The following is a 25,637-nucleotide window of genomic DNA, read 5'->3' as shown; positions in this document are numbered from 1 at the left end:
TTGTCTCAAATAAGACGTTAAAAATATGAATATCGAATTACGTCATTTACGTTACTTTGTGGCGGTAGCAGAAGAGCTGCATTTTGGTCGCGCCGCCGCGCGCCTCAATATCTCGCAGCCGCCGTTGAGTCAGCAGATACAAATTCTGGAGCAGCAGGTCGGCGCGCGATTACTGGCGCGGACCAACCGCAGCGTAGCGTTAACCGCCGCCGGGCGACAGTTTCTGGTGGATAGCCGACACATCCTGAGTCTGGTAAACGACGCCGCCGCTCGCGCCGAGCGGTTGCATCAGGGCGAAGCGGGTGAAATCCGTATTGGCTTTACGTCTTCAGCGCCTTTTATTCGGGCGGTATCGCATACCTTTTCGCTGTTCCGCCAGTCCTATCCGGGAGTGCATATGCAAACGCGTGAAATGAATACGCGTGAGCAAATCGCGCCGCTCAACGAAGGCGTACTGGATATTGGCTTACTGCGGAATACGCCGCTGCCCGACACACTTAATCGTGAGGTAATTTTGCATGAGCCGCTTATGGCCATGATCCCGCGCGAACATCGGCTGGCGCAAAAGCCGGTCGTCAGTCTGACAGAACTGGCGGAAGAACCTTTCGTCTTTTTCGATCCACATGTCGGGACGGGCCTCTACGACGATATTCTCGGCCTGATGCGGCGCTATAACCTGTCGCCGACCATCACGCAGGAGGTTGGCGAGGCAATGACCATTATCGGTCTGGTGGCGGCGGGGCTGGGTGTCTCGATTCTGCCGGCATCCTTTAAGCGTGTACAGATGAGCGAGATGCGCTGGGTTCCCCTGGCGGAAGAGGACGCCGTATCTGAAATGTGGCTGGTATGGCCAAAGCATCATGAACAGAGTCATGCCGTACAGCGGTTTTGCCAACTGCTATTACTGGCTGCCCGACGGGATTAATTACGCTTAAAAAGGGTGAAAATGTGCAGTTAATCACACGGCTAAGCAAAAAGTTGACGGCGAGTATTGAAGTGTTTCACCATAGCACACAGATTATTTCGGAGCGCGAAAATAAAGGGAGTGAGCGGTGGTTGCTGATAGTCAGCCTGGGCATATCGATCAAATTAAGCAGACCAATGCTGGCGCAGTGTATCGCCTGATTGATCAGCTCGGACCGGTATCGCGAATTGACCTGTCTCGTCTGGCGCAGTTGGCGCCTGCCAGTATTACGAAAATTGTTCGCGAAATGCTGGAAGCGCATTTGGTTCAGGAACTTGAAATTAAAGAGGCGGGCAGTCGCGGACGTCCCGCCGTCGGGCTGATGGTGGAAACGGAAGCCTGGCACTATTTATCTATTCGTATTAGCCGTGGCGAAATTTTCCTTGCGCTGCGCGATCTTAGCAGCAAACTGGTGGTAGAAGAGTGTCTGCCGCTGCCGTTAACCGAAGCCACGCCGTTGCTTGAGCGAATTATTACGCACGTTGATCGGTTTTTTACCCGCCATCAGCAGAAACTGGAGCGTCTGACCTCCATTGCCATTACGTTACCGGGCATTATCGATACCGAAAACGGCGTTGTGCACCGGATGCCGTATTATGAAGATGTCAAAGAGATGCCTTTGGGAGATGCGCTGGAGCGGCACACCGGCGTACCGGTTTACATTCAGCATGATATTAGTGCCTGGACGATGGCAGAGGCGCTTTTTGGCGCCTCACGCGGCGCGCGCGACGTTATCCAGGTGGTGATTGATCATAATGTGGGGGCGGGCGTTATCACCGACGGTCATTTGCTTCATGCGGGCAGTAGCAGTCTGGTAGAGATTGGGCATACCCAGGTCGATCCTTATGGTAAGCGCTGTTATTGCGGTAATCATGGCTGTCTGGAGACCATCGCCAGCGTCGATAGCGTGCTGGAACTTACGCAGCTTCGGCTTAATCAGTCGATGAGTTCAATGTTGCACGGCCAGCCGTTAACGGTAGATTCACTGTGTCAGGCGGCGATGCAGGGAGATCTATTAGCAAAAGATATTATTAGCGGCGTTGGCGCGCATGTCGGACGCATTCTGGCTATCATGGTGAATTTATTTAATCCGCAAAAAATTCTTATTGGTTCGCCGCTAAGTAAAGCGGCTGATATCCTTTTTCCGGCCATTGCTGACAGTATCCGTCAGCAGGCGCTGCCCGCCTACAGTAGGAATACGGTAGTGGAAAGCACGCAGTTTACCAACCAGGGCACGATGGCCGGGGCGGCGTTGGTAAAAGACGCGATGTATAACGGCTCTTTGTTGATTCGTCTATTACAGGGTTAACATTTTTTAACTGTTGTACAAAAATTTGCGCTAACTCAAGCTGATTGCCCTTGCCATATCTTAGACTTTCTCCACTGTATTATTTTCCTGGCTTATATTTTCGAAGCATAACGGTGGAGTTAGTGATGCTGAAGCGTTTCTTTATTACAGGTACAGACACTTCTGTTGGGAAGACGGTGGTTTCCCGCGCATTACTACAAGCGTTAGCGTCGGGTGGTAAGAGCGTTGCAGGGTATAAACCTGTCGCTAAAGGGAGCAAAGAGACTGCAGAAGGGATGCGCAACAAAGATGCGCTGGTATTGCAAAGCGTCTCTTCGCTGGAGTTGCCGTATGAGGCGATTAATCCAATCGCGTTAAGCGAAGAAGAAAGCAGCGTCGCGCATAGCTGTCCTATAAATTACACCTTGCTGTCCAACGGTCTGGCGAACCTGAGCGATAAAGTGGACCACGTGGTTGTGGAGGGCACTGGCGGCTGGCGTAGTTTGATGAATGATTTACGTCCATTGTCCGAATGGGTGGTACAGGAACAGTTACCGGTATTGATGGTGGTAGGGATTCAGGAGGGGTGCATTAATCATGCGCTACTGACTGCGCAAGCTGTCGCTAACGATGGACTGCCATTAATTGGCTGGGTGGCGAATCGTATCAATCCTGGCCTGGCGCATTATGCTGAAATTATTGATGTGCTTGGGAAAAAACTGCCAGCGCCGCTGATTGGCGAGTTACCGTACCTGCCGCGCGCCGAGCAGCGTGAGCTGGGGCAGTATATTCGTTTGTCAATGCTCGGCAGCGTGCTGGCGGTAGATAGAATCATGGCGTAACGTTCGCGAGAGCACTGACGCGACTACACAGGCAATCAGCAGACCGGGGAGTAACTGATACTCGCCGGTCATTTCACAAATCATCAGGGTGGACATTATCGGCGCATGGGTTGTCGCCGCCAGTAGCGTCGCCATACCCGCCAGCCCCAATAAAATTGCTATTTCATCCGAGCCTGGCAGCCAGAATCCCCATATCCGACCCAGAAACATTCCAATTGATAATCCGACAAATAATGTTGGCGTAAAGACGCCGCCCGGCGCGCCAGACCCGCTGCTGGCGAGCACCGCCAGGATTTTGCACACAAAAATTCCGCCAATCAGCGAGAATAGCGGCGGAGAGAGCAAAAATGATTGTACGACGCTATAGCCGTTTCCCCATACCGTGGGCGTGAGTAACGACAGTAATCCGACAATAAGCCCGCCCAGCGCCAGTTGCCAGGGCGGGGACAATTTTAAGCGTAAGAAACTATTATGGCTGGCCGTCATCAGCCACATCAGCAACGGACCGCACAGACCGGCGACCAGGCCGGTACTGACTATCATGACGTACTCCCGCGCGTGGAGATCAACGGTCAGATGTACGGTATAGAGTAGTGAATCGCTACCGTTTAATACATGGGTGGTTAGCAGGGCGACGACGGCGGAAACGACAACCGGGCCGAGGGAAGCCAGCATTAAGGTACCGAACAGGATCTCCGCGATAAACAGGCTGCCCGCCAGCGGCGCATGGTAAGCGCCCGCCATGCCCGCAGCGGCGCCGCTGGCGATCCATAATTTCCATTCCTCACGCGGCGTGAAGCGTCGGGCAAAGCTGGATGCCGCCAGCGCGGCGAGGAGGATCATTGCGCCTTCGCGACCAATTGCGCTGCCGCTGACCACGACCAGCAGCGAGGCCAGCGATTTCACCAGACTGGCGCCAACGTCAAATTGCCCGTCGGTTTGCAATGCTTCCATATAGTCAGTGGGCGCATGGGGGCGCTGTTGGTTCATTTTTTGCCACCCCCACAGCAACAGACCAGCGGCCAGGCCGCCAAGCGCTGGCGTAATCAGCCGTCGCCAGGGCGAAAGCCCCTCAGCCGCATTCACCAGACTGCCGGTGTCATTACTCAGGAAAATCCACTCCAGCAATTGCATCGCATGACGGAAGGCGGCGACAGCCAGCGCCGCGAGAATACCGATGAGCGTAGCGATCAGCAGGCGACGAAACATCGCGCGCAGATCCGGGTAAGCGTGTAAACGATGCATGAGCGGGTAAACAGGGAGTTTCAGGATAGCCTATTCTGCGGGGAAATGGCGTCAGACGCAAAAGCACTATGTGCGATATAATATTGCGTACAATAATGATATTGCCGGATAGCGAGAGGCCATCCGGCGGCAACGTTAGCTGCTTTCGTGAATATTTAGCGCCCGACGCGTGCGGCCTGAGCTGAGATAGTCGGCGATGTAATCCTGAGAGATTTCACCGTTATAGCGTCCGTCTTCATCAACGATCGGCATCCAGCTGGTATTACTTTCGTACAATCTGGACAGCACAATACGCAGATTATCTTCCGCTTTGCCCGTAATACGGAAAGGATGGGTGATATCGGCGCAGATTCCGCTGGCGTTCCGCGCCTCCCGGCGCTTCACAAATCCCAGTGGCTTACCGTCGTTGTCAATGACGGTAATGGCGCGAATATCGTGATCATCCATAATGCCGAACGCCTCGCTTAACGGCGTGGAAGGCCGCGCGGTAATGGTTGGCTGTTGGTCGGTAACATCGCCTGCGGAGACCAGTAGCAAACGCTTTAACGTTCTGTCCTGACCGACAAACGATCCGACAAACTCGTTAGCCGGTTTGGCCAGCAGTTCATCAGGACTGGCGCACTGTACAATTCGCCCCTGACGGAACACGGCGATACGGTCGCCGAGTTTTAGCGCTTCGTCGATATCATGGCTGACCAGCATCACGGTCTTTTTTAGCTTACGCTGCATATCCAGAAACTGGTTCTGGATCACTTCGCGGTTAATGGGGTCCACCGCGCCGAAGGGCTCATCCATCAGCAGTACCGGCGGATCGGCGGCCAGAGCGCGGATCACGCCAATACGCTGTTGCTGTCCCCCGGACATCTCCTTTGGATAGCGATGCAGAAATTTTCTGGCATCCAGCGCCACCATGTCCATCAACTCTTCGGCGCGTTGCTTGCAGCGTGCTTTGTCCCAACCCAACATGCGCGGCACAACGGTAATATTTTCTTCAATCGTCATATTAGGAAACAGGCCGATCTGCTGGATAACATACCCAATATTGCGGCGTAGCGTTACCGTATCCATATCGTTGGTATTCTCGCCGTTGATAAGAATATTACCGCTGCTGGGCGCGATCAGCCGGTTGATCATCTTTAACGTGGTGGTTTTGCCGCAGCCGGAGGGACCGAGCAAGACGCACATTTCGCCTTCCGGCACGTTCAGGTTGACGTTGTCGACGGCTTTTAGCGGCTGACCCTTCTTCTGTACAAATTGTTTGGTGAGATTTTCCAGTTTTATCATTATCGTATCCCCTTAGGTGTCAGTACGACCTGCAGACGATGCAACAGCCAGTCAAGTACAATTGCCAGTAGACAGATCATCAGTGCGCCGGCAATTAACATGCGAATATCACTGCCGCTAATGCCGTTTAACAGTAGCAGCCCCAGACCGCCGGCGCCGATCACCGCGGCAATCGCCATCACGCCGATATTCATCACTACCGCGGTGCGGATACCCCCGAAAATAACCGGTAGGGCCATTGGGATTTCGACCCAGCGCAGCCGTTGCCAGAAAGTCATACCGATGCCGCGTCCCGCTTCACGCAGACCGGGCGGCAAACTATCAAGCGCAGTATGGGTATTACGGACAATCGGCAGTAAAGAGTAGAGAAAAACGGCCGTCACGGCGGGCAGAACGCCAATACCATGCCCGATCAGCGAAAAGAGCGGGATCATTAATCCAAACAGCGCGATAGACGGAATGGTAAGAAGTAGCGTGGCGGCGCCCAATACCGGCGTTGCCAGCCATTTGTGGCGTACAATCAAAACGCCTAACGGTACGCCGATGATAATCGCCAGACCGACGGCCAGCGCGACCAGCCAGAGATGCTGAAAGGTAAGGCTGGCGAGATAGCCTGCGTTATCCAGCATATAATGTATCGTATCCATAGGCGCTCCTTACAGCAGACCTTTGTCCTGCAAAAATTGATGGGCTACCTGTTGCGGCGTGCGATGCTCGATATCGACCTGGGCGTTTAGGGTCGATATCACATCGTTATTGAGCAGGCCGGAAAGGGTGTTTAAGGCGTCATCAAGGCCAGGATTGGCTTCCAGCACCTCTTTACGCACCACGGGCGTGACAGCGTAACTTGGGAAGAAGCCTTTATCATCTTCCAGCACTTTCAGATCAAACCCTTTCACCCGTCCGTCGGTGGTATAGACCAGCCCGGCGTCAACCAGCCCATCCCGAACGGCGTTATAGACCAGCCCTGGGTCCATTTGTCGTATTTGCGGGCGATCGAGCTGCATCTGGTAGGCTTGCTGAAGGGGCTTCATCCCGTCGCTGCGCCCGGCAAATTCCAGATCGAGGCCGAGCATCCAGTTGTGGTCAGGATCGTTCTGCCGGACCTGTTCGATTTTTGCCACCATTTGCGAGATGGTGGTGATATTTTCCGACTCGGCGCGTTTGCGCTGCATCGCGAACGCGTAAGTATTGTTCATGTCAGCCGGTTTGAGCCATACCAGGCCCAGCTTCGCATCCAGGCGTTTTACCGTGTCGTAGGTTTCCTGTGGACTCATGCGCTTATCGATACGGTTGAAAATAATCAGCGATGTACCGGTGTATTCCCAGGTAATATCAATTTGTTTATTCACCATCGCATTACGTGAAATCACCGCGGCGATATTGGTTTGCGGCTGAACCTGAAAGCCTTTCTTCTGCAAATACTGAACGGTCATAGCGGAAAGAATATGCTGCTCGGTAAAGCTTTTGGTGGCGAGAACCAGCGGCGCGGCCTGCGTCTGGTTACTGAACAACAGCGTTGCGGCAAGCCATCCTAACAGGTGTTTTTTGAATCTCATTTAACGCTCCTTATTGTTATTTATGCGTTCAGACGGTATGAGGGCTAAGGCGTCGCCCAAACCAGGCAAGCAGAGTGTCAAGAATCAGCGCGAATAACGCCGTGGCCGTTGCGCCGAGGATCAACGTCGGAAAATCGTTGAGATAAATTCCCGGGAAAATCAGCTCGCCGTAGCTGCTGGCGCCAATCAGAAAGGCCAGCGGCGCGGTGCCGACATTGATGGCGGTCGCGATGCGAATACCGGACAGCATCACTGGCCACGCATTAGGTAGCTCTACCTGACGAAGCCGCTGCCATTTTGTCATCCCAATCCCGTTCGCCGCTTCAATCAGTGAGGCGGGAACGGAACAGAGGCCCGCATAGGTGTTGCGGACGATAGGCAGAAGGGAGGCCAGAAATAGCGCGACAATGGCGGGCGTATCGCCGATCCCGATAATCACCATCGCTAAGGCCAGAACGGCCAGCGGCGGCAAGGTATTACCAACATTAAAGATTTGCATGACATATTCAGCAAATCCTTTTGCCGCAGGTCGGCTGAGTAAAATCCCGCTCGGGATACCGACCAGTAAAGCAAAAAACATGGACGTAAAGACCAGCATCAAATGCCGTTGTCCGAGATACAGCAGATCGACCTGACGCGCTTTCAGCGTCTCCAGACCGATTCCCCAGATAAACAGCGCCAGTAACAGCAAAATGACGATAGTGAACCCAAGTACGCGTTTTAGGGTGAGGGTGTGCATTGCGGTGTGTCTCCCTGTTTGCATGTGTTATGGCGACGTTAAGAGTCGCGTGTTGTTATGCCATGTTCCGGCAGGGTACTTTGAGCTATAGCAACAGGTTGGGAAGGACTCCAGCGGAGCGTGATGTTTAACACTGTTAAACATCTATTAACAATTATGTTTTGCCCTTATGCGGCTTAGCGTGAACATTCACGATAAAGAATTATCTTAAAAATAGAAGCGTAGTGTGACGTTGTCACTTTTTGTAGATAAAAATAGGCCGCAATGGGAGAAAAGGCAGGTAAAATCCTGCCTTTTGTGGGGGTTAACGGAATAACGGTTTTACAGCGACGGGAATAATAAGTTGAGCTTGCCATTGCGCCAGCGTCAGACGCGCCAGTTGCCCCAACGCCTGATAAAACGGATGCCTGGCATGATCGATAAATACGTCCAGAAAGCGGGACGACCACGGAAACAGATGCCAGGCCAGGAGTTGTTCGCATTCATGATGACGATCATTCTCGGCAAGCCAGGCCGCCAGCAGCAACAGCGACCCAAAATGATCTTCTGGCTCGTTTTGTTGCATTTCAAACTGAATCCCGTTTTCGCGCATCCACTGACGTAGCGCCAATGTAGAATCGCCAAATAATACGCTCTCACGATCCAGCCAGACGGAACCCCACGGCGGAGACGGCAGAGCGTAAGGGCCGATAAACAGACGCTGCCAGGCCTGTGGCAACGACTCTTCGCTGTGGGTCTTAAACATAGCCGCCACAGGCGCAAGCGCCTCGGCATCAAGCGGCCACTGCGCCTGCCAGTCGTCGGTTAATAGCGCCTGAACCAGAGGAGCGGTTTCGTGGCTTTCCGGCGAATAATAAAACAACGCGCCAAGAACACGCGCCGTTACTGCAAAATCATCACGTTGTAAAAAAGTGGTCATTCAAACAATCCCGAAAGGTGCGGGTCGCCCCGCACGCATAAATTAACCTGCGACGGCCATACCTACGGTCATATGCAGGCCATAAAAAAGTCCGCGGCCAATAATTTCGCCTGCCAGCACCAGCACGACTCCGAGCAGCAAACCAACGGTATGCGGTTCGCGGCGACGGATTAGCGGACATAGCCAGCAGCCTAATCCGGCAGCAAGCAAGACAATGCGCCAGACCTGTAGCATACCGTAATCCGGTGCGAGATGGCTGGCCTGTTGCACGGAACTGTGAATGGTTGAGAGAGACAGTCCTTGTAGTACGATGACCGCCACGCACACCACCAACGCCAGGCCGCTAATACTGGCAAACGTCACGCTGCAAAATGGGACGCGCGCGATGCGTAGCAGTAGCGCCGCAAACACCGGGCCGCACAGGAATGCCGTGAGGAAAAAGGCCAGCGTGGTGTAGCCATTATACCAGGTTGGCACGGTATCTATCTGATAAACGAGCGTCATTGCCCAGATGAATGCAACGCCGAGCGCCATACTGATCAGCAGCCACACTTTACCCAGCACCGGGGGCATTTTACCGAGTACCGCCACCAGCCACCAGATGCCGCCTACGGCAAAGAACACCGATCCTGCGGCGATTTCATTGCTCAGTGCGGAAGCGCCTACGCGGTTAAGCGAGTTAAACGCGCGCATCGGCGAGCCGAGATGCATAATCGACGCGAGGAATCCCAGTCCCATCACCAGCCACAGAAAAAACATGCTACGCACGATGCGCTGACGGGCGATGGTATCGTCTTTTGCCGTCAGCCAGCCCAGTCCGCTAACGATTAACGCGCCGACCACGCACTGACCAAAGACCGTGAAGATCATCAACGGCCATTCATGCCATCCACTTCCCATCTTATACCTCCTTCGGATTGGCCAGATAACCGGTAGTGTCCCCGGTCGGGCGGCTGTTGGCGTTGGGTTTAATCACAATATTCGGCTTCGTGAAATGCGCGCGCGGCAACGGCGCGACGGCAGCCAGCTCTCCGTGTTTTTTACGCAGTTCGTCTATCGGGCCAAAATCCAGCGCCCGCAGCGGGCAGGACTCCACGCAAATCGGTTTCTTGCCTTCCGCCACCCGGTCATAACAGCCATCGCACTTGGTCATATGACCTTTGGCCGCGTTGTACTGCGGCGCGCCGTACGGGCAGGCCATATGGCAATAGCGGCAGCCGATACAGACCTCTTCATTCACCACCACAAAACCGTCATCGCGCTTGTGCATCGCGCCGCTCGGGCAGACTTTGGTACAGGCCGGGTCTTCGCAGTGGTTGCACGAAATGGAGAGATAGTAGGCAAAGACGTTCTGGTGCCAGACGCCGTTATCTTCCTGCCAGTCGCCGCCTGCGTATTCATATATCCGCCGGAAACTGACGTCGGGAGTGAGATCTTTGTAGTCCTTGCAGGCCAGTTCGCAGGTTTTGCAACCGGTGCAACGACTGGAATCAATAAAAAATCCATACTGGGTTGTCATCGGTTACTCCTTACGCCTTTTCAACCTGAACAAGATTACTGTGTGACGGATTACCTTTCGCCAGTGGGGAAGGCCGGTGCGACGTCAGAATGTTAATGGAGCCGCCGCGATCGACTTTGTCGCCAAACATGTCGGCATTTAACCAGGCGCCCTGGCCGATAGCGGTGACGCCAGGCAATATGCGCGGCGTGACTTTTGCCGGAATGAGCATCTCTCCGTTCTGGTTAAAGACCCGCACGGTGTCGCCGTGCTGAATGCCGCGTGCTTGCGCATCAATCGGGTTGATCCAGATCTCCTGCGGACATGCCTGTTGCAGGACGTCGATATTGCCGTAGCTGGAGTGGGTACGCGCTTTATAGTGGAAGCCGGTTAGCTGTAGCGGGTAGCGCTGACGAAGCGGATCGTCCCAACCGTCAAAGCCTGGCGTATAGGCGGGTAAAGGATGGATAATCTCATCTTTCTTCAGCTCCCATGTGTCGGCGAGGGTTGCCAGACGCTCGGAATAGATTTCGATTTTACCGGACGGCGTTTTCAGTGGGTTGGCGGCAGGGTCTTCGCGGAAGGCGCGGAAAGCGACGTAGTGCTCCTCCGGGCATTTTTTCTTGAAAATCCCTGTCTGTTTCATCTCTTCGTAATCCGGCATTTCCGGGTTACGCGCTTTGGTTTTTGCGTGCAGGTATTTGACCCACTCATGCTGCGTGCGGCCTTCTGTGAAGGTCTGGTATACGTCCGGACCAAGCCGTTTAGCCACTTCACTGAGCGTCCAGTAAATGGGCTTTCTTTCAAATTTCGGCGAGGTGGCGGGCTGACCAAGAATGACATAGCCCATATTGCCTGCGGATTCGTGGGAAATCAGATCTTCCTGCTCGGTCGGCATTAAATCAGGCAGCAGAATGTCGCAATATTTTGCCGACGCGGTCATAAAGTGCTCGATGCCGACGATCATTTCACATTTACTGTCGTCCTGAAGCACCTCGTGGGTGTGGGCGATGTCGCCATGCTGATTGATCAGCGTATTACTGGCGTAGCACCACAAAAATTTGATCGGCACGTCGAGCTTGTCTTTTCCCCGCACGCCGTCGCGTGTGGCGGTCATTTCCGCGCCATGATCGATAGCGTCGGTCCAGGTAAAGACCGAAATCTGGGTTTTTACCGGGTTCTCCAGCATAGAAAACCATTCGACGCCCAGATCCCAGGTGCCTTCGCGCACGCCGGAATTACCGCCATTTATGCCGACGTTACCGGTGAGTACAGACAGCATGGCGATTGCGCGTGCGGTCTGCTCCCCGTTAGAGTGGCGTTGCGGTCCCCAGCCCTGGCAAATGTAAGCCGGTTTCGCCGAGCCGATTTCCCGCGCCAGTTGAATGATTTTTTCCGCCGGAATACTGGTAATCTGCGCGGCCCATTGCGGCGTTTTAGCAATACCGTCTTCGCCCTGACCCAAAATATAGGCTTTATAGTGCGCGTTACGCGGGGCCGAGGCGGGCAGAGTGGTTTCGTCGTAGCCGATGCAGTATTTATCCAGAAACGGTTTATCAATAAGATCTTCGGTAATCAGCACCCAGCCGATTGCCGCCGCCAGCGCGCCATCGGTACCTGGGCGAATCGGCAGCCACTCGTCTTCGCGGCCGGCGGCAGTGTCGTTATAACGCGGGTCAATGACGATCATCCGGGCGTTGGAGCGCTCGCGCGCCTGTTCGACATAGTATGTCACGCCGCCGCCGCTCATACGTGTTTCCGCGGGGTTATTGCCAAACATCACCACCAGTTTTGTATTGGCGATATCATCCGGACTGTTGCCGTCGTTGCCGCCGAACATATAGCTCATGGCCGCGCTGATTTGGGCGGTGCTGTAGCTACCGTAACGGCTGAGATAGCCGCCGCAGGCATTCATCAGGCGATACGGTACGTTAGAATTGGTAATATTGCCGCCGTCCACGCCGGTACCGTAAAGCACATGTACCGCTTCGTTGCCGTAGTCCTTGAGGATACGTTTCAGGTTATCGCCGATGGTATCCAACGCTTCATCCCAACTGATACGTTCGAATTTGCCTTCTCCTCGTTTACCAACGCGTTTCATCGGATATTTCAGGCGATCGGGATGATTCATCCGGCGACGAATAGAACGACCGCGCAGGCAGGCGCGTACCTGATGGTTGCCATATTCATCGTTGCCCGTGGTATCTGATTCAACCCAATATACGGTGTCATCTTTTACGTGCAGGCGCAGCAGGCAGCGGCTGCCGCAGTTAACGGTACATGAACTCCAGACCGCTTTTTCTGCCACATTGCCAGATGCGAGGTCTGCTGCGGCGTGGGCGATGCGGGAGAACGGAAGGGTGAAAGCGCTACTGGCAAGCGCAAGGCTACCGATAGCGGAGGTTTTCACCAGGCTTCGTCGGCTGATACTGGCCGCCATTAATGCCTCAGGGTTGGTGATTTTCATAACAGCTCACTATGCTCATCCAAAAAAGAGTTTTAAATGTCGTTGTGTTCGCAAAACGGGGAGCTCCGGGCGCGTAAAAACGTCCCGGAGCAGGCGGCTTAGATTTTTTCGATTTCCACCAGATTTGTATGTTGAGGATTCCCTTTTGCCAGGGGGGAAGGACGCAGCGTCGTGAGCGTATTGATGCAGGCGCCGTGGTCAATTTTATCGCCAGCCATATCCGCATTATGCCATGCGCCCTGACCCATCGCGCTGACGCCCGGCAGAATACGCGGCGTGACTTTGGCGGGTAGACGCACCTCTCCACGATCGTTAAAGACGCGAACCTTATCGCCATTCGCGATACCGCGTTTTTGCGCATCGAGCGGATTTATCCACACCTCCTGGCGACAGGCGGCCTGCAGAACATCAATATTGCCGTAGCTTGAATGGGTACGGGATTTATAGTGAAAGCCAAACAGCTGTAGCGGGAAGGTGCTCCGTTTCGGATCGTCCCATCCTTCAAAAGTAGGGGTATAAATCGGCAGTGGGCTTATCACGTCGCCTTCCGCCAGCTCCCAGGTACTGGCGATGTGAGCGAGTTGGCTCGAGTAGATTTCGATTTTACCGGACGGCGTTTTTAACGGATTGGCCTGCGGATCTTCACGAAATTTTTTATAGGCGACAAAATGGCCGTTGGGATCTTTGCGTTTATAGATGCCCATTTTTTTCAGCTCGTCATACGCGGGCAATGCCGGATCTCTTGCCTGCATTTTGGCGTACAGATATTGCAGCCATTGCGCCTGTGTACGGCCTTCGGTAAACCGCTGATACACATCGTCGCCGAGGCGTCTGGCGATTTCGCTGAGTACCCAGTAGATGGGCTTGCGTTCAAACTTAGGCGTCGTCGCCGGTTGAATAAAAATCAGATATCCCATATTGCCGGCGTAATCATTGGGGATGATATCTTCCTGTTCGACGGTCATGAGATCCGGCAGTAAAATATCGGCGTACTTCGCGGAAGAGGTCATAAAATTGTCGATGACCACAATCATTTCGCATTTCGCTTCATCCTGAAGAATTTCATGGGTTTTATTAATATCCGAATGCTGATTAATCAGGGTGTTGCCAGCGTAGTTCCATAGAAATTTGATCGGAACATCCAGCTTATCTTTGCCGCGTACGCCGTCGCGCAGGGCGGTCATTTCCGGGCCGCGCGCAATGGCGTCCGTCCAGCTAAAGCAGGAGATGGCGGTTTTAACGGGATTCTCCAGGACCGGCAGACGTTCAATGGTAATGGTGTAAGTGGATTCGCGTGCGCCGCTATTACCGCCATGAATGCCGACGTTGCCGGTCAGAATCGGTAACATGGCGATGGCGCGAGCGGTTTGTTCGCCGTTCGCCTGACGCTGCGGTCCCCAACCCTGACAGATGTAGGCCGGCTTGACGCTACCTATCTCGCGCGCCAGTTTGATAATCCGATCGGCGGGGATGCCGGTAATGTGTGACGCCCACTGCGGCGTTTTGGCGATACCGTCCTCGCCCTGGCCCAAAATATAAGCCTTATAATGGCCATTGGGGGGCGCGTCAGCCGGAAGGGTCTTTTCATCGTAGCCGATGCAATAGTTGTCGAGAAAAGGCTGGTCAACGAGATTTTCGTTAATCAATACCCAGGCAATTCCCGCCACCAGCGCGGCGTCGGTGCCGGGGCGAATCGGTATCCACTCGTCTTCACGTCCGGCAGCGGTATCGGTATAGCGCGGATCTATCACGATCAAGCGCGCATTTGAGCGTTCACGCGCTTGCTCCAGAAACCAGGTAATGCCGCCGCCGCTCATGCGTGTTTCAGCCGGATTATTGCCGAACATGACCACCAGTTTACTGTTTTCGATATCAGACGTGCTGTTGCCGTCGTTGGAGCCATAGGTGTAGGGCATGGCGCAAGAAATTTGCGCGGTACTGTATGAGCCGTATTGATTCAACGAACCGCCGTAGCAGTTCATCAAACGCTTCACCGGCGAGGCGGCAGGCGACGAGCGGGTTATGTTGCCGCCTACGATGCCGGATGAATAGTGGATATAAACGGCTTCATTGCCGTAGGTCTCTACGGTCTTTTTCAGGCTGGCGCTAATGGTGTCCAGAGCTTCCTGCCAGCTAATGCGTTCAAATTTGCCTTCGCCGCGGCGGCCAACGCGTTTCATGGGATAGTTAAGGCGATCCGGATGGTTAATGCGCCGACGGATTGAACGGCCCCGCAGACAGGCGCGAACCTGATGATTGCCGTAGACATCGTCGCCAGTATTATCAGTTTCAACCCACCAGACTTCATTATCTTTTACATGCAGACGCAGGGCGCAGCGACTGCCGCAGTTGACCGAACAGGCGCCCCAGACGATTTTATCTTCTTCGTTGCGCATGGCCTGCTGCACCGCCGCGGCCGCGGTACGCATCCCAAACGGTAAAGATACGCCTCCGGCAGCCAGCGCCAGTGAGCCAAGCGCCGCTGATTTCACTAACGTCCTGCGGCTAACGCCTGTTTGTTGCTTTTCTCCGGGCATCACTCACTCCATTGTCGTTATTATTTCGCTATATATTGATAACTATAACGAAATTATTAACATGCTAATGATGTAATGAGTTTACCCCTTTGGGAGTAAGGATTATTAATCCATGTCAAAGAGCGTTACCCTCCGGACCCGGAGGGCAGGAGGAGATTATTGCGGTTCGGCGGATGAACCGTCCTGAGCGGGAGAGGTATTGGCTGGCGCATTGCCGCTGCTGGTGCGGGTATAAAGAATTTTATGCGTGTCGTTCGCGCAATGGCCCACCACCTGTGAGTCCGGCTGATCGGCCTGGTCGTTAGGAACGATAGTGAGCGTAAAATTATCCGCCGGCACGCCGTTATTGATGATACGTTGTTCAATATCGCTTTTTACTCTCTCGCACGATCCCGGTGCCGCCATCACCAGCGAGGGGGCGCTGACTAACGCCAGAGCGGCTATTGCAGTTGCGATTTTCATCATGAACTCCTGTGATTAATGACGATGTTCTAAGCTTAGCATTTTTCGTGTAAATAACTGTATTTGCTAATATGATGATAAATATCTTTTCATCCTGGTGATACGTGTGAAGAAACCCCTTTTACTGACGTTATTGTGCATGATACTGGCAGGTTGTGATAACCCGAAATCCCTTGAGTCTTTTACGCCGGAAATGGCCAGTTTTTCGAACGAATTTGATTTTGATCCATTACGTGGTCCGGTAAAGGATTTCAGCCAGACATTGATGAGTGAGAATGGCGAAGTGGCGAAGCAGGTCACCGGTACGCTTTCACAGGAAGGCTGTTTTGATACGCTTGAGTTACACGATCTGGAGAATAATACGGAGCTGGCGCTCGTGCTGGATGCCAATTATTACCGGGATGCTCAGACGCTGGAAAAAAAGGTGCAGTTACAGGGGAAGTGCCAGCTGGCGGCGTTACCTTCGGCGGGCGTGACCTGGGAAACGGACGACAACGGTTTTGTGGTATCGGCGACGGGCAAAGAGATGAAAGTCGAGTATCGCTATGATAGCGAAGGTTATCCGCTAGGTAAGACAACCATAAACTCGCAGAATACGCTCTCTGTGACGGCAAAACCCTCCGCGGACCCGCGTAAAAAGCTGGATTACACGGCAGTCAGCCGGGTGGATGATCGACAGGTCGGCAACGTCACACAGAGCTGCGAATATGATGCGTACGCGAACCCTGTTGACTGCCGGCTTGTTATCGTCGATGAGAGCGTTAAGCCGGCAGTGTCCCACCATTACACCATTAAAAATCGTATCGATTACTACTAAACCGGGCGCGGTGCGATTCTCCGTGACTACCGCGCCGCGTTTACTGCGCGGTGGGTTTCAGGAGCGTAGAACCGGACGTTTTATGTTCATCCAGATACTGCTGCTGGAAGATACACATGCGGATGGTGTTACGGTATTCGCCGTTAATGAAGAACTCATGAATCAGCTCGCCTTCTACTCTAAACCCGAGTTTACTGTAGATGTGAATCGCTTTTTCATTCTCTTTATCGACGATCAAATACAATTTATAGAGATTGAGTACGGTAAATCCGTAATCCATCGCCAGTTTGGCCGCGCGTGACGCCAGGCCTTTTCCCTGGTACTCCGGCGAAATAATAATCTGAAATTCCGCCCGCCGATGCACATGGTTAATTTCCACCAGTTCTACCAGTCCGGCGTTTTCACCATCGCATTCGACAACAAAGCGCCGTTCGCTTTGGTCGTGGATGTGTTTGTCGTAGAGATCCGACAGTTCGACAAAAGCCTCATACGGCTCTTCAAACCAGTAACGCATAACGCTGGCATTATTATCAAGCTGGTGGACAAATCGTAAATCTTCACGCTCAAGCGGGCGCAGTCTGACCTTGTAGTCACTTGTCATACTGTATCCTTACACTTCCTTTTAGTTATCCTGCATCAGGGCGTAATAACGCGACCTGTACGACGATCCAGACACCGCAGCGTATTGGGCTCCCAATAGGCGTTGATGTTGGCGCTTTGCTCGCATTTATCGCGGTTATCAAAGGCGGCATCGGCTTTGTCCCACTCTTTTTCTGCGCGGGTATTCACTTTCTGACGCAGACTGCGAGTGTCGTTCCATTGTTCCTTTTCCATCGCCGCTTCCTGACGACTTTGTGCGCTATCTCCCGATTCAATCACCAGTTTACTGGTTTCAGCGAATGCGGAAGTAGTATATACAACGGCCGCCAACGTAAGCATTGCCGTCAGGCACAGGCGTTTGCTCAGCGTATTGTTCATCACAACATCCTTTCATTAGAGGGGAAAAAGCGGTAAACCACCTGTAAATTCTACACCAATCCTTATGCCTGGCATATACACAAGAATGGCCGGATAACCGTAACGATATTCTGTTGTATTATCACTTATCATTTCGTAACCAAATGAATCTCATGCTAAAGACGACTCTGCTTTTCTTTGTCACCGCCCTCTGTGAAATCATTGGATGTTTTCTTCCCTGGCTATGGCTTAAGCGCGGCGCCAGCGTGTGGTGGCTTCTGCCCGCCGCCGCGTCACTCACGTTATTCGTCTGGCTTTTGACCTTGCATCCGGCGGCGAGTGGGCGGGTTTATGCGGCTTACGGTGGGGTATATGTCTGTACTGCGCTCCTGTGGTTACGTGTTGTCGATGGCGTCCGGCTCACGGTTTATGACTGGTGCGGCGCGCTGATCGCGCTGTGTGGAATGCTGATTATCGTCGTCGGATGGGGACGTACGTAACATTGCCGCGCGACCAGAACATTTTGTGATCTGGCAGCGCTTTTTACATCAATATACTTGTATGGTAGTAGCTCAGTTGGGTAAATTTCCTGCATCCCATAATGCGATGTAAGGAATAAAAATGAAGATTGTAGGGGCTGAAGTTTTTGTTACGTGTCCAGGGCGTAACTTCGTCACCTTAAAGATAACCACGGAAGACGGGATCACCGGTCTGGGGGATGCCACCCTGAACGGACGCGAGCTCCCGGTGGCCTCGTACCTTACCGATCACCTGTGCCCACAGCTCATCGGGCGGGATGCTCGCCGCATCGAAGATATCTGGCAGTTCTTCTACAAAGGCGCGTACTGGCGCCGTGGCCCTGTCACCATGTCCGCCATTTCCGCGGTTGATATGGCGCTATGGGATATTAAAGCCAAAGCCGCCAATATGCCGTTGTATCAGTTACTCGGCGGCGCTTCGCGTGAAGGCGTCATGGTGTATTGCCATACCACAGGCCACACCATCGACGATGTGCTGGAAGACTACGCGCGTCATAAAGAGCAAGGGTTCAAAGCAATCCGCGTGCAGTGCGGCGTTCCGGGGATGAAAACCACCTACGGCATGGCGAAAGGCAAGGGGCTGGCCTATGAGCCTGCGACAAAAGGCCAGTGGCCGGAAGAACAATTGTGGTCAACGGAAAAGTATCTCGATTTTACGCCAAAGCTGTTTGACGCCGTGCGTAATACGTTCGGGTTTAATGAACATCTTCTGCACGATATGCATCACCGACTGACGCCTATTGAGGCTGCCCGCTTTGGCAAAAGTATTGAAGACTATCGTTTGTTCTGGATGGAAGACCCGACGCCGGCTGAAAATCAGGCGTGCTTCCGCCTCATCCGCCAGCATACGGTCACGCCGATTGCGGTAGGCGAAGTCTTTAACAGTATCTGGGATTGCAAACAGCTCATTGAAGAGCAATTGATTGACTATATCCGCACCACGCTTACCCATGCCGGTGGTATTACCGGGATGCGCCGCATTGCCGATTTTGCCTCGCTCTACCAGGTGCGTACCGGTTCGCATGGGCCGTCCGATCTGTCGCCGGTTTGTATGGCCGCGGCATTACATTTCGACCTGTGGGTGCCTAACTTTGGCGTGCAGGAGTTTATGGGCTACTCCGAACAGATGCTGGAGGTTTTCCCGCATAACTGGACGTTCGAGGGCGGCTATATGCATCCGGGCGACAAGCCAGGACTGGGCATTGAGTTCGATGAAAAACTGGCGGCGAAATATCCGTACGATCCAGCCTATTTGCCGGTGGCCCGCCTGGAAGACGGCACACTGTGGAACTGGTAAGGAGCGAAAAATGAAAAGCATCGTAATCGAAAAACCGAATACATTAACTATCGAAACGCGCGCGCTTCCGCAGCCTGCGCCGGGCGAAGTTCGCATTAAAGTGAAACTGGCGGGTATCTGCGGTTCCGATAGCCATATTTATCGGGGACATAATCCCTTTGCAAAATATCCCCGTGTCATAGGCCATGAATTTTTCGGTGTCATCGACGCGGTAGGCGACAACGTCAATCGCGACCGGATAGGAGAACGGGTATCCGTCGATCCGGTGATCAGTTGCGGGCATTGTTACCCTTGTTCAGTCGGTAAACCCAATGTGTGTACCTCGCTGGTGGTGCTGGGCGTGCATCGTGACGGCGGTTTCAGCGAGTATGCGGTGGCGCCGGCCCGTAATGCTCATCGCATACCGGACAACATCGCAGATCATCATGCCGTCATGGTTGAGCCGTTTACCATTGCGGCAAATGTGACGGGGCAAGTGAATCCGACCGAGCAGGACGTGGCGCTTATCTATGGCGCAGGCCCGATGGGACTGACGACCGTACAGGCGCTGAAGGGGGTTTATCAGGTCAAAACGGTCATAGTCGTTGATCGCATTGAAGAGCGTTTAGCGATGGCGAAGCAGAGCGGCGCTGACTGGACCCTCAATAATGGTCAACATTCACTGGCGGAATTTCTACAGCAGAAGGCGCTAAAACCGACCTTGATTGTCGATGCCGCCTGTCATCCCGCTATCCTGCAAGAGGCGATTACCCTTGCATCGCCTGCGGCACGCATTGTCCTGATGGGATTTTCCAGCGACCCGTGTGAGATTGTACAGCAGGGTATTACCGGAAAAGAGCTGGCTATTTATTCATCGCGTCTTAATGCCAATAAATTCCCGGTCGTGATTGACTGGCTGAATAAAGGGCTTATTGATCCGGATAAGCTGATAACGCATACATTTGATTATCAACATGTCACCGACGCGATTGAGCTTTTCGAGAAAGACCAGCGTCAATGCTGCAAAGTCTTACTCACGTTTGCGAAATAATATAAATAATTGCGAGTAAGTGGTACGCATCTTACCTCTTAGAGATTGCCTATATGACACAAATAAAGCATGAACGATCGACTCAGGATTTAGTGCGCGCTGCCGTATCTGGCTGGTTAGGCACCGCGCTTGAATTTATGGATTTTCAGTTATATTCACTAGGCGCGGCTCTGGTCTTCCATGAGATATTTTTCCCGGAACAGTCTGCCGCGATGGCGCTTATTCTGGCAATGGGCACCTATGGTGCAGGTTATATAGCCAGAATTATCGGCGCCTTTGTTTTTGGTAAAATGGGCGACCGCATCGGACGAAAAAAAGTATTGTTTATTACTATCACCATGATGGGGATCTGCACCACGCTGATTGGCGTACTGCCGACGTATGCGCAAATCGGCATTTTTGCGCCAGTATTACTGGTAACATTGCGAATTATACAGGGGCTGGGCGCCGGGGCGGAAATTTCCGGCGCGGGTACCATGCTGGCCGAGTATGCGCCGAAAGGAAAGCGTGGCATCATTTCCTCGCTGGTCGCGATGGGCACCAACTGCGGTACGTTGAGCGCGACGGCGATCTGGGCGGTGATGTTCTTTGCGCTTGAACGCGAACAACTGATCGCCTGGGGATGGCGTATTCCTTTCCTGGCGAGCGTCGTTGTCATGATATTCGCGATCTGGCTGCGAATGAATCTGAAAGAAAGCCCGGTATTCGAAAAAGTAAGCGAAGGCGAAAAATCGCCAGCGTTAACGCCTGCGTCAGAAAATACATTGGGCGCGATGTTTACCAGCAAATCTTTCTGGCTGGCCACCGGTTTGCGTTTTGGACAAGCGGGGAATTCGGGGCTTATTCAAACCTTCCTTGCCGGATATTTAGTTCAGACGTTATTATTTAACAAATCTATCCCAACCGATGCGTTAATGATAAGTTCCGTAATTGGTTTTATCACTATCCCACTCTTGGGGTGGTTGTCCGATAAATACGGTCGTCGGCTGCCGTATATAATATTGAATATCTCCGCGATTATTCTCGCCTGGCCGATGCTGTCTATTGTGGTAGATAAAACGTATAGCCCTGGCGTAATTATGGCGGCGCTCATTGTTATTCATAACTTTGCCGTACTGGGATTATTTGCGCTGGAAAACATCACCATGGCAGAAATTTTCGGATCGCGTAATCGCTTCACCCGGATGGCGATTTCAAAAGAGGCAGGAGGCCTGGTGGCGGTTGGCTTTGGCCCTGTTCTTGCGGGGATCTTTTGTAACATGACCGATTCCTGGCTGCCCATCTTAATTATGCTGGTGCTCTACTCGTGTATTGGTCTGATTTCTGCGCTGTTGATGCCGGAGGTCAGAGATCGCGATCTGAGCTTGCCTGAGGATGCGGCGGAAGCGACAGCGGCAGAGAAGTTACGCCACTCCGCAACCCAGACGAGTTAAATCGTGTCGACGGTATGGCCGGAACGCTAATGCGGTTTCGGCCATGCTGTCCGGTCACTTTTGTTTAATTAGCGTAAATCCAAATGCACCAGGGCAGGCGTTACTCTGCGACTGTTCCGCTTTCAGAATATAGAGGTTATAAAATGCAAAACAGGCTTTTATCGGCAAAGGCGACGCTTCCTGATTACGATCGCACGGCGCTGGCGGCGCGGATGGTCCATCTCGGTTTTGGCGCGTTTCATCGCGCGCATCAGGGGGTTTATACAGATATTCTGGCTGCGGAGCAGCATAGCGACTGGGGCTATTATGAGGTTAATCTTATTGGCGGCGAACAGCAGATTGCCGATCTAAAGCAGCAGGATAACCTCTATACCGTGGCGGAGATGTCGGCGGAAGCCTGGACGGCGCGTGTGGTGGGCGTCGTCAAAGCGGCGTTGCATGTTCAGGTTGATGGTCTGGAACGTGTGCTGGCGGCGATGTGCGAACCGCAAATAGCGATTGTGTCTCTGACCATTACCGAGAAAGGGTATTGTCATTCGCCAGCCACGGGCCAACTTCTGCTGGAACATCCCATGATTGCAGCCGACCTGCAAAATCCGCATCAACCGCTAACGGCACCGGGTATTATTGTCGAAGCGTTAGCGCGTCGTAAAGCCGCAGGCTTACCGGCATTTACCGTGATGTCCTGCGACAACATGCCGGAAAATGGGCATGTGACGCGTCAGGTTGTGACGGCTTACGCCCGGGAGGTGGATGCGGAACTGGCGATATGGATCGAGCAAAACGTGACATTTCCGTCAACCATGGTTGATCGGATTGTCCCTGCGGTCACGCCGGAGACGCTGGATAAAATCGAACAACTGACCGGCGTGCGCGATCCGGCGGGCGTTGCCTGTGAACCGTTTCGCCAGTGGGTGATAGAAGATACGTTTGTGGCGGGTCGTCCGCAGTGGGAAAACGCGGGCGCGACGTTGGTCGCCGACGTGGTTCCGTTTGAAGAGATGAAACTGCGAATGCTTAACGGCAGTCATTCATTCCTGGCTTATCTGGGGTATCTTGCCGGCTATCAGCATATTAATGACTGCATGGCTGACGACAACTATCGTCTGACCGCGCAGGCGTTAATGTTACGCGAGCAGGCGCCAACGCTGAAAGTCCAGGGGGTAGATTTACAGCGTTATGCCGATCAGTTGATTGCGCGTTACTGTAATCCGGCGCTGCGTCATCGTACCTGGCAGATTGCGATGGATGGTAGCCAGAAACTTCCGCAGCGTATGCTGGACTCCGTTCGCTGGCATCTTGCTAATCATAGCGATTTTGATTTGCTGGCGCTGGGCGTGGCGGGGTGGATGCGTTACGTTGGCGGCGTGGATGAACAGGGCAAGGCGATCGACATTAGCGATCCGCTATTGCCGGTTATTCAGCGCGCCGTGGCAAACAGTGAAGAAGGCGCCAGTCGTGTTAAGGCGCTGCTGGGAATGGCTGAAATTTTCGGCAACGATTTGCCACAGGCGGCGCGGTTTACGCAAAAAGTGCAAGAAGCCTATGACAGTTTACTGACATATGGCGCGAAAGCGAGCGTGGCGAAATATGCCGAGCGCTTGAAATAGCGTAACAGAGACCCGGTAGCATTATGCTACCGGGAAGGCCGGAACGGTTCCTGGCGGCCTGTGGTATCAGTTCATGCCAAGACGAATCAATTCGACCGGCGCGAATTTACCTTCACAACCTTCGACAATCACCGTTTTGCCGCGGCGAATTTGACCTGCATCCAGACCTTCGCTCTCAATGGCTTTGATAATCCCGGTATGGCCCGTGCCGCTTATCATGACCCGGCTACCGGTAGTGATTGCGTTACGGTTACGATCGTATGTCATCATGGTGTTTTCTCCTTTCAAACTTACTGCCAAAGCCCGCAGGTTTCCCCGCATGACGGGCGACATATAAATACGCTTATCGTTGCGAATTTTTTTTGTTTTTGATCAAGCTCACGGCTTTTTAGGCGGGAATGTGCAGGGTGAGAAAGCGGAGAAGGCGTCTCACCCCGACGTTAAAGGGGGTTACTCTTCGCTAAACCAGCCGCTGTTTTCCTGACGGATAAGCTGAACGGATTCGCTAATTTCCTGCAAATGCTGGGTCATTGCGCTCTCAACCGCATTGCCGTCACGATTTTCCAGCGCGGAGAAAATATCATGGTGCTGGCGCAACAACATCTCCGGCGGAGAAACATGATCCAGACTCATATAGCGAACCCGGTCGATTGTCGCTTTGATATTTTCAATGGTATCCCACGCTAACTGGCAATCGGCGATCTGCGCCAGTTTTTGGTGGAAATCGTCATCAAGCTGGAAAAAATCATCAATCTGTTTGCGCTCGATGGCAATATGTTGCAGGTGCAGGTTTTGCGCCAGTTGATAGCACTGGTTGTCGGTGATCATCGCCGCCGCACGGCGGACCACCGCGCATTCGATCGCCTGCCGTACAAAACAGCCATTCTGTACCTGAGAAAGCGAAATCTTATTCACATAACTACCGCGCTGAGGGCGGATCTGAATCAACCCATTTTCCGCCAGCTTTATAAAAGCCTCGCGCACCGGTTGACGCGAAACGTTAAAACGGGTTGAGACCTCTTTTTCTGATAGCGGCGTGCCAGGCGGGATAAGACAATGCACGATATCACGCCGAAGAATACGGTAAATTTGCTGGTTGACAGGCTGTGTAGGGTTAAGCTGCGTTTCGACGGTCATTCATTCTTACTTTTTAGGCGGTTGACCCGGATACTCTACCACTTTTCCGTGGCGGTCTATACCGATCATGTTTCTGGTTGCAGATACGTTTGCCAGGGATTACCCGGCCCGCAGACCGGGTATAACCCCTTAGCTACGGTGGACGCTGAGCCCTGCGAAGGATTGGGTAACAGGCATCATTTCAACGGTATTAATATTCACATGCGCGGGGAGCGTGGCCACCCACCATACCGCTTCGGTAATGTCTTCTGGCGTGAGCGCGGTGGTATTTTCGTAAGTTTTACCCGCTTTCTCATCGTCGCCTTTGAAACGGACGCTGGAAAACTCGGTACCGCCAACCAGACCCGGTTCAATGTCGGTCACGCGAACCGCCGTGCCGTGTAAATCCGTGCGCAAATTCAGGCTAAACTGGCGCACAAAGGCTTTCGTCGCGCCATAGACGTTGCCACCAGCATAAGGCCAACTGCCGGCGGTTGAACCGATGTTAATGATATGACCGCGATTACGTTCGACCATTCCTGGCAGCACGGCGCGGGTCATATAAATTAAGCCTTTATTATTAGTATCGATCATAGTTTCCCAGTCTTCTACGCTGGCTTTATGCGCCGGTTCAAGACCCAGCGCCAGACCGGCGTTATTGACCAGCACATCAATATCGCGCCACTGCGCAGGCAGAGAGGCCATCATCTCTTCGATGGCCGCGCGGTTGCGCACGTCCAGTTGGGCGGTCAATACGTTCTCGCCAAGCTCATCTTTTAACGCTTGCAGGCGTTCATGACGACGTCCCGTGGCAATGACTTTATGTCCATTCTCAACAAAACGGCGTGCAATGCACTCGCCAAACCCTGCGGTTGCTCCAGTTACTAAAACGATCATCACACAGTTCCTCAACGCTTTTTGTGTTGTATTACCATAGCACGCGGCGTTTATGAAAGGGTAATCCTGGTTAACACGGTTGCGGTCAGCATAGGGGGAAGCTTACTCTTATGATCAACCTATTTTCAGGAGTGAAA

Annotated in this window: 25 protein-coding genes; 9 read left to right on the top strand and 16 right to left on the bottom strand. The window is 53.1% G+C overall.

Annotated elements, in window-relative coordinates; translation table 11 throughout:
- Positions 1-25 precede the first annotated feature (25 nt).
- From ABVM99_RS01435 to bioD, 3 genes are all read left to right on the top strand, one after another.
- A complete protein-coding gene (locus ABVM99_RS01435) occupies positions 26-925 on the top strand; it encodes a LysR family transcriptional regulator (RefSeq protein WP_001019577.1) in 900 nt (299 codons plus the stop codon).
- Between the two features lie 127 nt (positions 926-1,052).
- Positions 1,053-2,273, top strand: coding sequence for a sugar metabolism global transcriptional regulator Mlc (mlc, locus tag ABVM99_RS01430; RefSeq protein WP_000225094.1), 1,221 nt, complete (start codon positions 1,053-1,055; stop codon positions 2,271-2,273).
- A 125-nt stretch (positions 2,274-2,398) separates the two neighbouring features.
- Positions 2,399-3,094: a dethiobiotin synthase gene (gene bioD, locus ABVM99_RS01425; RefSeq protein WP_023195782.1), complete on the top strand. Its 696-nt coding sequence runs from the start codon at positions 2,399-2,401 to the stop codon at positions 3,092-3,094.
- On the opposite strand, the gene clcB is transcribed toward bioD, so the two are convergent.
- From clcB to ABVM99_RS01370, 11 genes are all read right to left on the bottom strand, one after another.
- The gene (gene clcB, locus ABVM99_RS01420; RefSeq protein ID WP_000554911.1) at positions 3,050-4,339 is read right to left on the bottom strand and encodes a voltage-gated ClC-type chloride channel ClcB; all 1,290 of its coding nucleotides are present in this window, start codon (positions 4,337-4,339) and stop codon (positions 3,050-3,052) included. The two genes, bioD and clcB, sit on opposite strands and share 45 nt — an antisense overlap.
- Before the next feature lie 135 nt (positions 4,340-4,474).
- A complete protein-coding gene (osmV, locus tag ABVM99_RS01415) occupies positions 4,475-5,623 on the bottom strand; it encodes an osmoprotectant ABC transporter ATP-binding protein OsmV (protein WP_000593093.1) in 1,149 nt (382 codons plus the stop codon).
- A complete protein-coding gene (gene osmW, locus ABVM99_RS01410; protein ID WP_000379677.1) occupies positions 5,623-6,270 on the bottom strand; it encodes an osmoprotectant ABC transporter permease OsmW in 648 nt (215 codons plus the stop codon). The genes osmV and osmW overlap by 1 nt, the downstream gene beginning before the upstream one ends.
- Positions 6,271-6,279: 9 nt before the next feature.
- Positions 6,280-7,182, bottom strand: coding sequence for an osmoprotectant ABC transporter substrate-binding protein OsmX (osmX, locus tag ABVM99_RS01405; protein WP_001211186.1), 903 nt, complete (start codon positions 7,180-7,182; stop codon positions 6,280-6,282).
- Positions 7,183-7,210: 28 nt separating this feature from the next.
- On the bottom strand, positions 7,211-7,921 hold the full coding sequence (osmY, locus tag ABVM99_RS01400; RefSeq protein ID WP_000557304.1) for an osmoprotectant ABC transporter permease OsmY: 711 nt from the start codon (positions 7,919-7,921) through the stop codon (positions 7,211-7,213).
- Positions 7,922-8,225: 304 nt separating this feature from the next.
- A complete protein-coding gene (gene dmsD / locus ABVM99_RS01395) occupies positions 8,226-8,840 on the bottom strand; it encodes a Tat proofreading chaperone DmsD (RefSeq protein WP_023195965.1) in 615 nt (204 codons plus the stop codon).
- 42 nt (positions 8,841-8,882) lie between these two features.
- Positions 8,883-9,740 carry a dimethyl sulfoxide reductase anchor subunit family protein gene (locus ABVM99_RS01390; protein ID WP_023138132.1) on the bottom strand — a complete coding sequence of 286 codons (858 nt, stop codon included), beginning with the start codon at positions 9,738-9,740 and terminating at the stop codon, positions 8,883-8,885.
- Position 9,741: 1 nt separating this feature from the next.
- A complete protein-coding gene (gene dmsB, locus ABVM99_RS01385; RefSeq protein ID WP_000213069.1) occupies positions 9,742-10,359 on the bottom strand; it encodes a dimethylsulfoxide reductase iron-sulfur subunit DmsB in 618 nt (205 codons plus the stop codon).
- Positions 10,360-10,369: 10 nt separating this feature from the next.
- On the bottom strand, positions 10,370-12,805 hold the full coding sequence (gene ynfF / locus ABVM99_RS01380; protein ID WP_023206418.1) for a selenate/tellurate reductase subunit YnfF: 2,436 nt from the start codon (positions 12,803-12,805) through the stop codon (positions 10,370-10,372).
- A gap of 98 nt (positions 12,806-12,903) precedes the next feature.
- Positions 12,904-15,342 carry a selenate/tellurate reductase subunit YnfE gene (gene ynfE / locus ABVM99_RS01375; RefSeq protein WP_023195138.1) on the bottom strand — a complete coding sequence of 813 codons (2,439 nt, stop codon included), beginning with the start codon at positions 15,340-15,342 and terminating at the stop codon, positions 12,904-12,906.
- Between the two features lie 156 nt (positions 15,343-15,498).
- On the bottom strand, positions 15,499-15,807 hold the full coding sequence (locus ABVM99_RS01370) for a DUF1161 domain-containing protein (RefSeq protein ID WP_000975516.1): 309 nt from the start codon (positions 15,805-15,807) through the stop codon (positions 15,499-15,501).
- Between the two features lie 103 nt (positions 15,808-15,910).
- Here ABVM99_RS01370 and ABVM99_RS01365 point away from each other — a divergent pair, with 103 nt between their 5' ends.
- Positions 15,911-16,621 (top strand): YnfC family lipoprotein, encoded by a 711-nt coding sequence (locus ABVM99_RS01365; protein WP_011264284.1) that lies wholly within the window; start codon positions 15,911-15,913, stop codon positions 16,619-16,621.
- A 40-nt stretch (positions 16,622-16,661) separates the two neighbouring features.
- Here ABVM99_RS01365 and speG read toward each other — a convergent pair whose 3' ends face one another.
- Together speG and ABVM99_RS01355 are read right to left on the bottom strand one after the other, a co-directional pair.
- Positions 16,662-17,222: a spermidine N1-acetyltransferase gene (speG, locus tag ABVM99_RS01360; protein ID WP_023195137.1), complete on the bottom strand. Its 561-nt coding sequence runs from the start codon at positions 17,220-17,222 to the stop codon at positions 16,662-16,664.
- A 35-nt stretch (positions 17,223-17,257) separates the two neighbouring features.
- Entirely contained in the window at positions 17,258-17,599 is a 342-nt protein-coding gene (locus tag ABVM99_RS01355) for a DUF1283 family protein (RefSeq protein WP_001066440.1), read from the bottom strand.
- 152 nt (positions 17,600-17,751) lie between these two features.
- On the opposite strand from ABVM99_RS01355, the gene ABVM99_RS01350 reads away from it, so the two are divergent.
- The 5 genes from ABVM99_RS01350 to ABVM99_RS01330 all read left to right on the top strand — a co-directional run bounded on the left by ABVM99_RS01350 (position 17,752) and on the right by ABVM99_RS01330 (position 23,487).
- On the top strand, positions 17,752-18,078 hold the full coding sequence (locus ABVM99_RS01350; protein WP_023195136.1) for a YnfA family protein: 327 nt from the start codon (positions 17,752-17,754) through the stop codon (positions 18,076-18,078).
- 121 nt (positions 18,079-18,199) lie between these two features.
- The gene (gene rspA, locus ABVM99_RS01345; protein WP_000706269.1) at positions 18,200-19,414 is read left to right on the top strand and encodes a starvation-sensing protein RspA; all 1,215 of its coding nucleotides are present in this window, start codon (positions 18,200-18,202) and stop codon (positions 19,412-19,414) included.
- 10 nt (positions 19,415-19,424) lie between these two features.
- Positions 19,425-20,444, top strand: a complete 1,020-nt coding sequence (locus ABVM99_RS01340; RefSeq protein ID WP_000836494.1) for a Zn-dependent oxidoreductase — start codon at positions 19,425-19,427, stop codon at positions 20,442-20,444.
- Positions 20,445-20,497: 53 nt separating this feature from the next.
- Entirely contained in the window at positions 20,498-21,877 is a 1,380-nt protein-coding gene (locus tag ABVM99_RS01335) for an MFS transporter (RefSeq protein ID WP_000192118.1), read from the top strand.
- Positions 21,878-22,020: 143 nt separating this feature from the next.
- A complete protein-coding gene (locus ABVM99_RS01330; RefSeq protein WP_023195135.1) occupies positions 22,021-23,487 on the top strand; it encodes a mannitol dehydrogenase family protein in 1,467 nt (488 codons plus the stop codon).
- A 66-nt stretch (positions 23,488-23,553) separates the two neighbouring features.
- On the opposite strand, the gene ydfZ is transcribed toward ABVM99_RS01330, so the two are convergent.
- The 3 genes from ydfZ to ydfG all read right to left on the bottom strand — a co-directional run bounded on the left by ydfZ (position 23,554) and on the right by ydfG (position 25,500).
- Positions 23,554-23,757: a putative selenium delivery protein YdfZ gene (gene ydfZ / locus ABVM99_RS01325; RefSeq protein WP_000989267.1), complete on the bottom strand. Its 204-nt coding sequence runs from the start codon at positions 23,755-23,757 to the stop codon at positions 23,554-23,556.
- A 180-nt stretch (positions 23,758-23,937) separates the two neighbouring features.
- Complete coding sequence (locus ABVM99_RS01320; RefSeq protein WP_000215563.1) at positions 23,938-24,624, bottom strand: GntR family transcriptional regulator; 687 nt, start codon at positions 24,622-24,624, stop codon at positions 23,938-23,940.
- Between the two features lie 129 nt (positions 24,625-24,753).
- Positions 24,754-25,500, bottom strand: coding sequence for a bifunctional NADP-dependent 3-hydroxy acid dehydrogenase/3-hydroxypropionate dehydrogenase YdfG (ydfG, locus tag ABVM99_RS01315; RefSeq protein WP_000636564.1), 747 nt, complete (start codon positions 25,498-25,500; stop codon positions 24,754-24,756).
- Positions 25,501-25,637 lie beyond the last annotated feature (137 nt).

The organism is Salmonella sp. SJTUF15591 (assembly GCF_043356435.1).
Classification (GTDB): domain Bacteria; phylum Pseudomonadota; class Gammaproteobacteria; order Enterobacterales; family Enterobacteriaceae; genus Salmonella; species Salmonella enterica.
The sequence above is the reverse complement of the archived record's forward strand: the minus strand, read 5'-3'. Positions and strand labels throughout refer to the sequence as shown.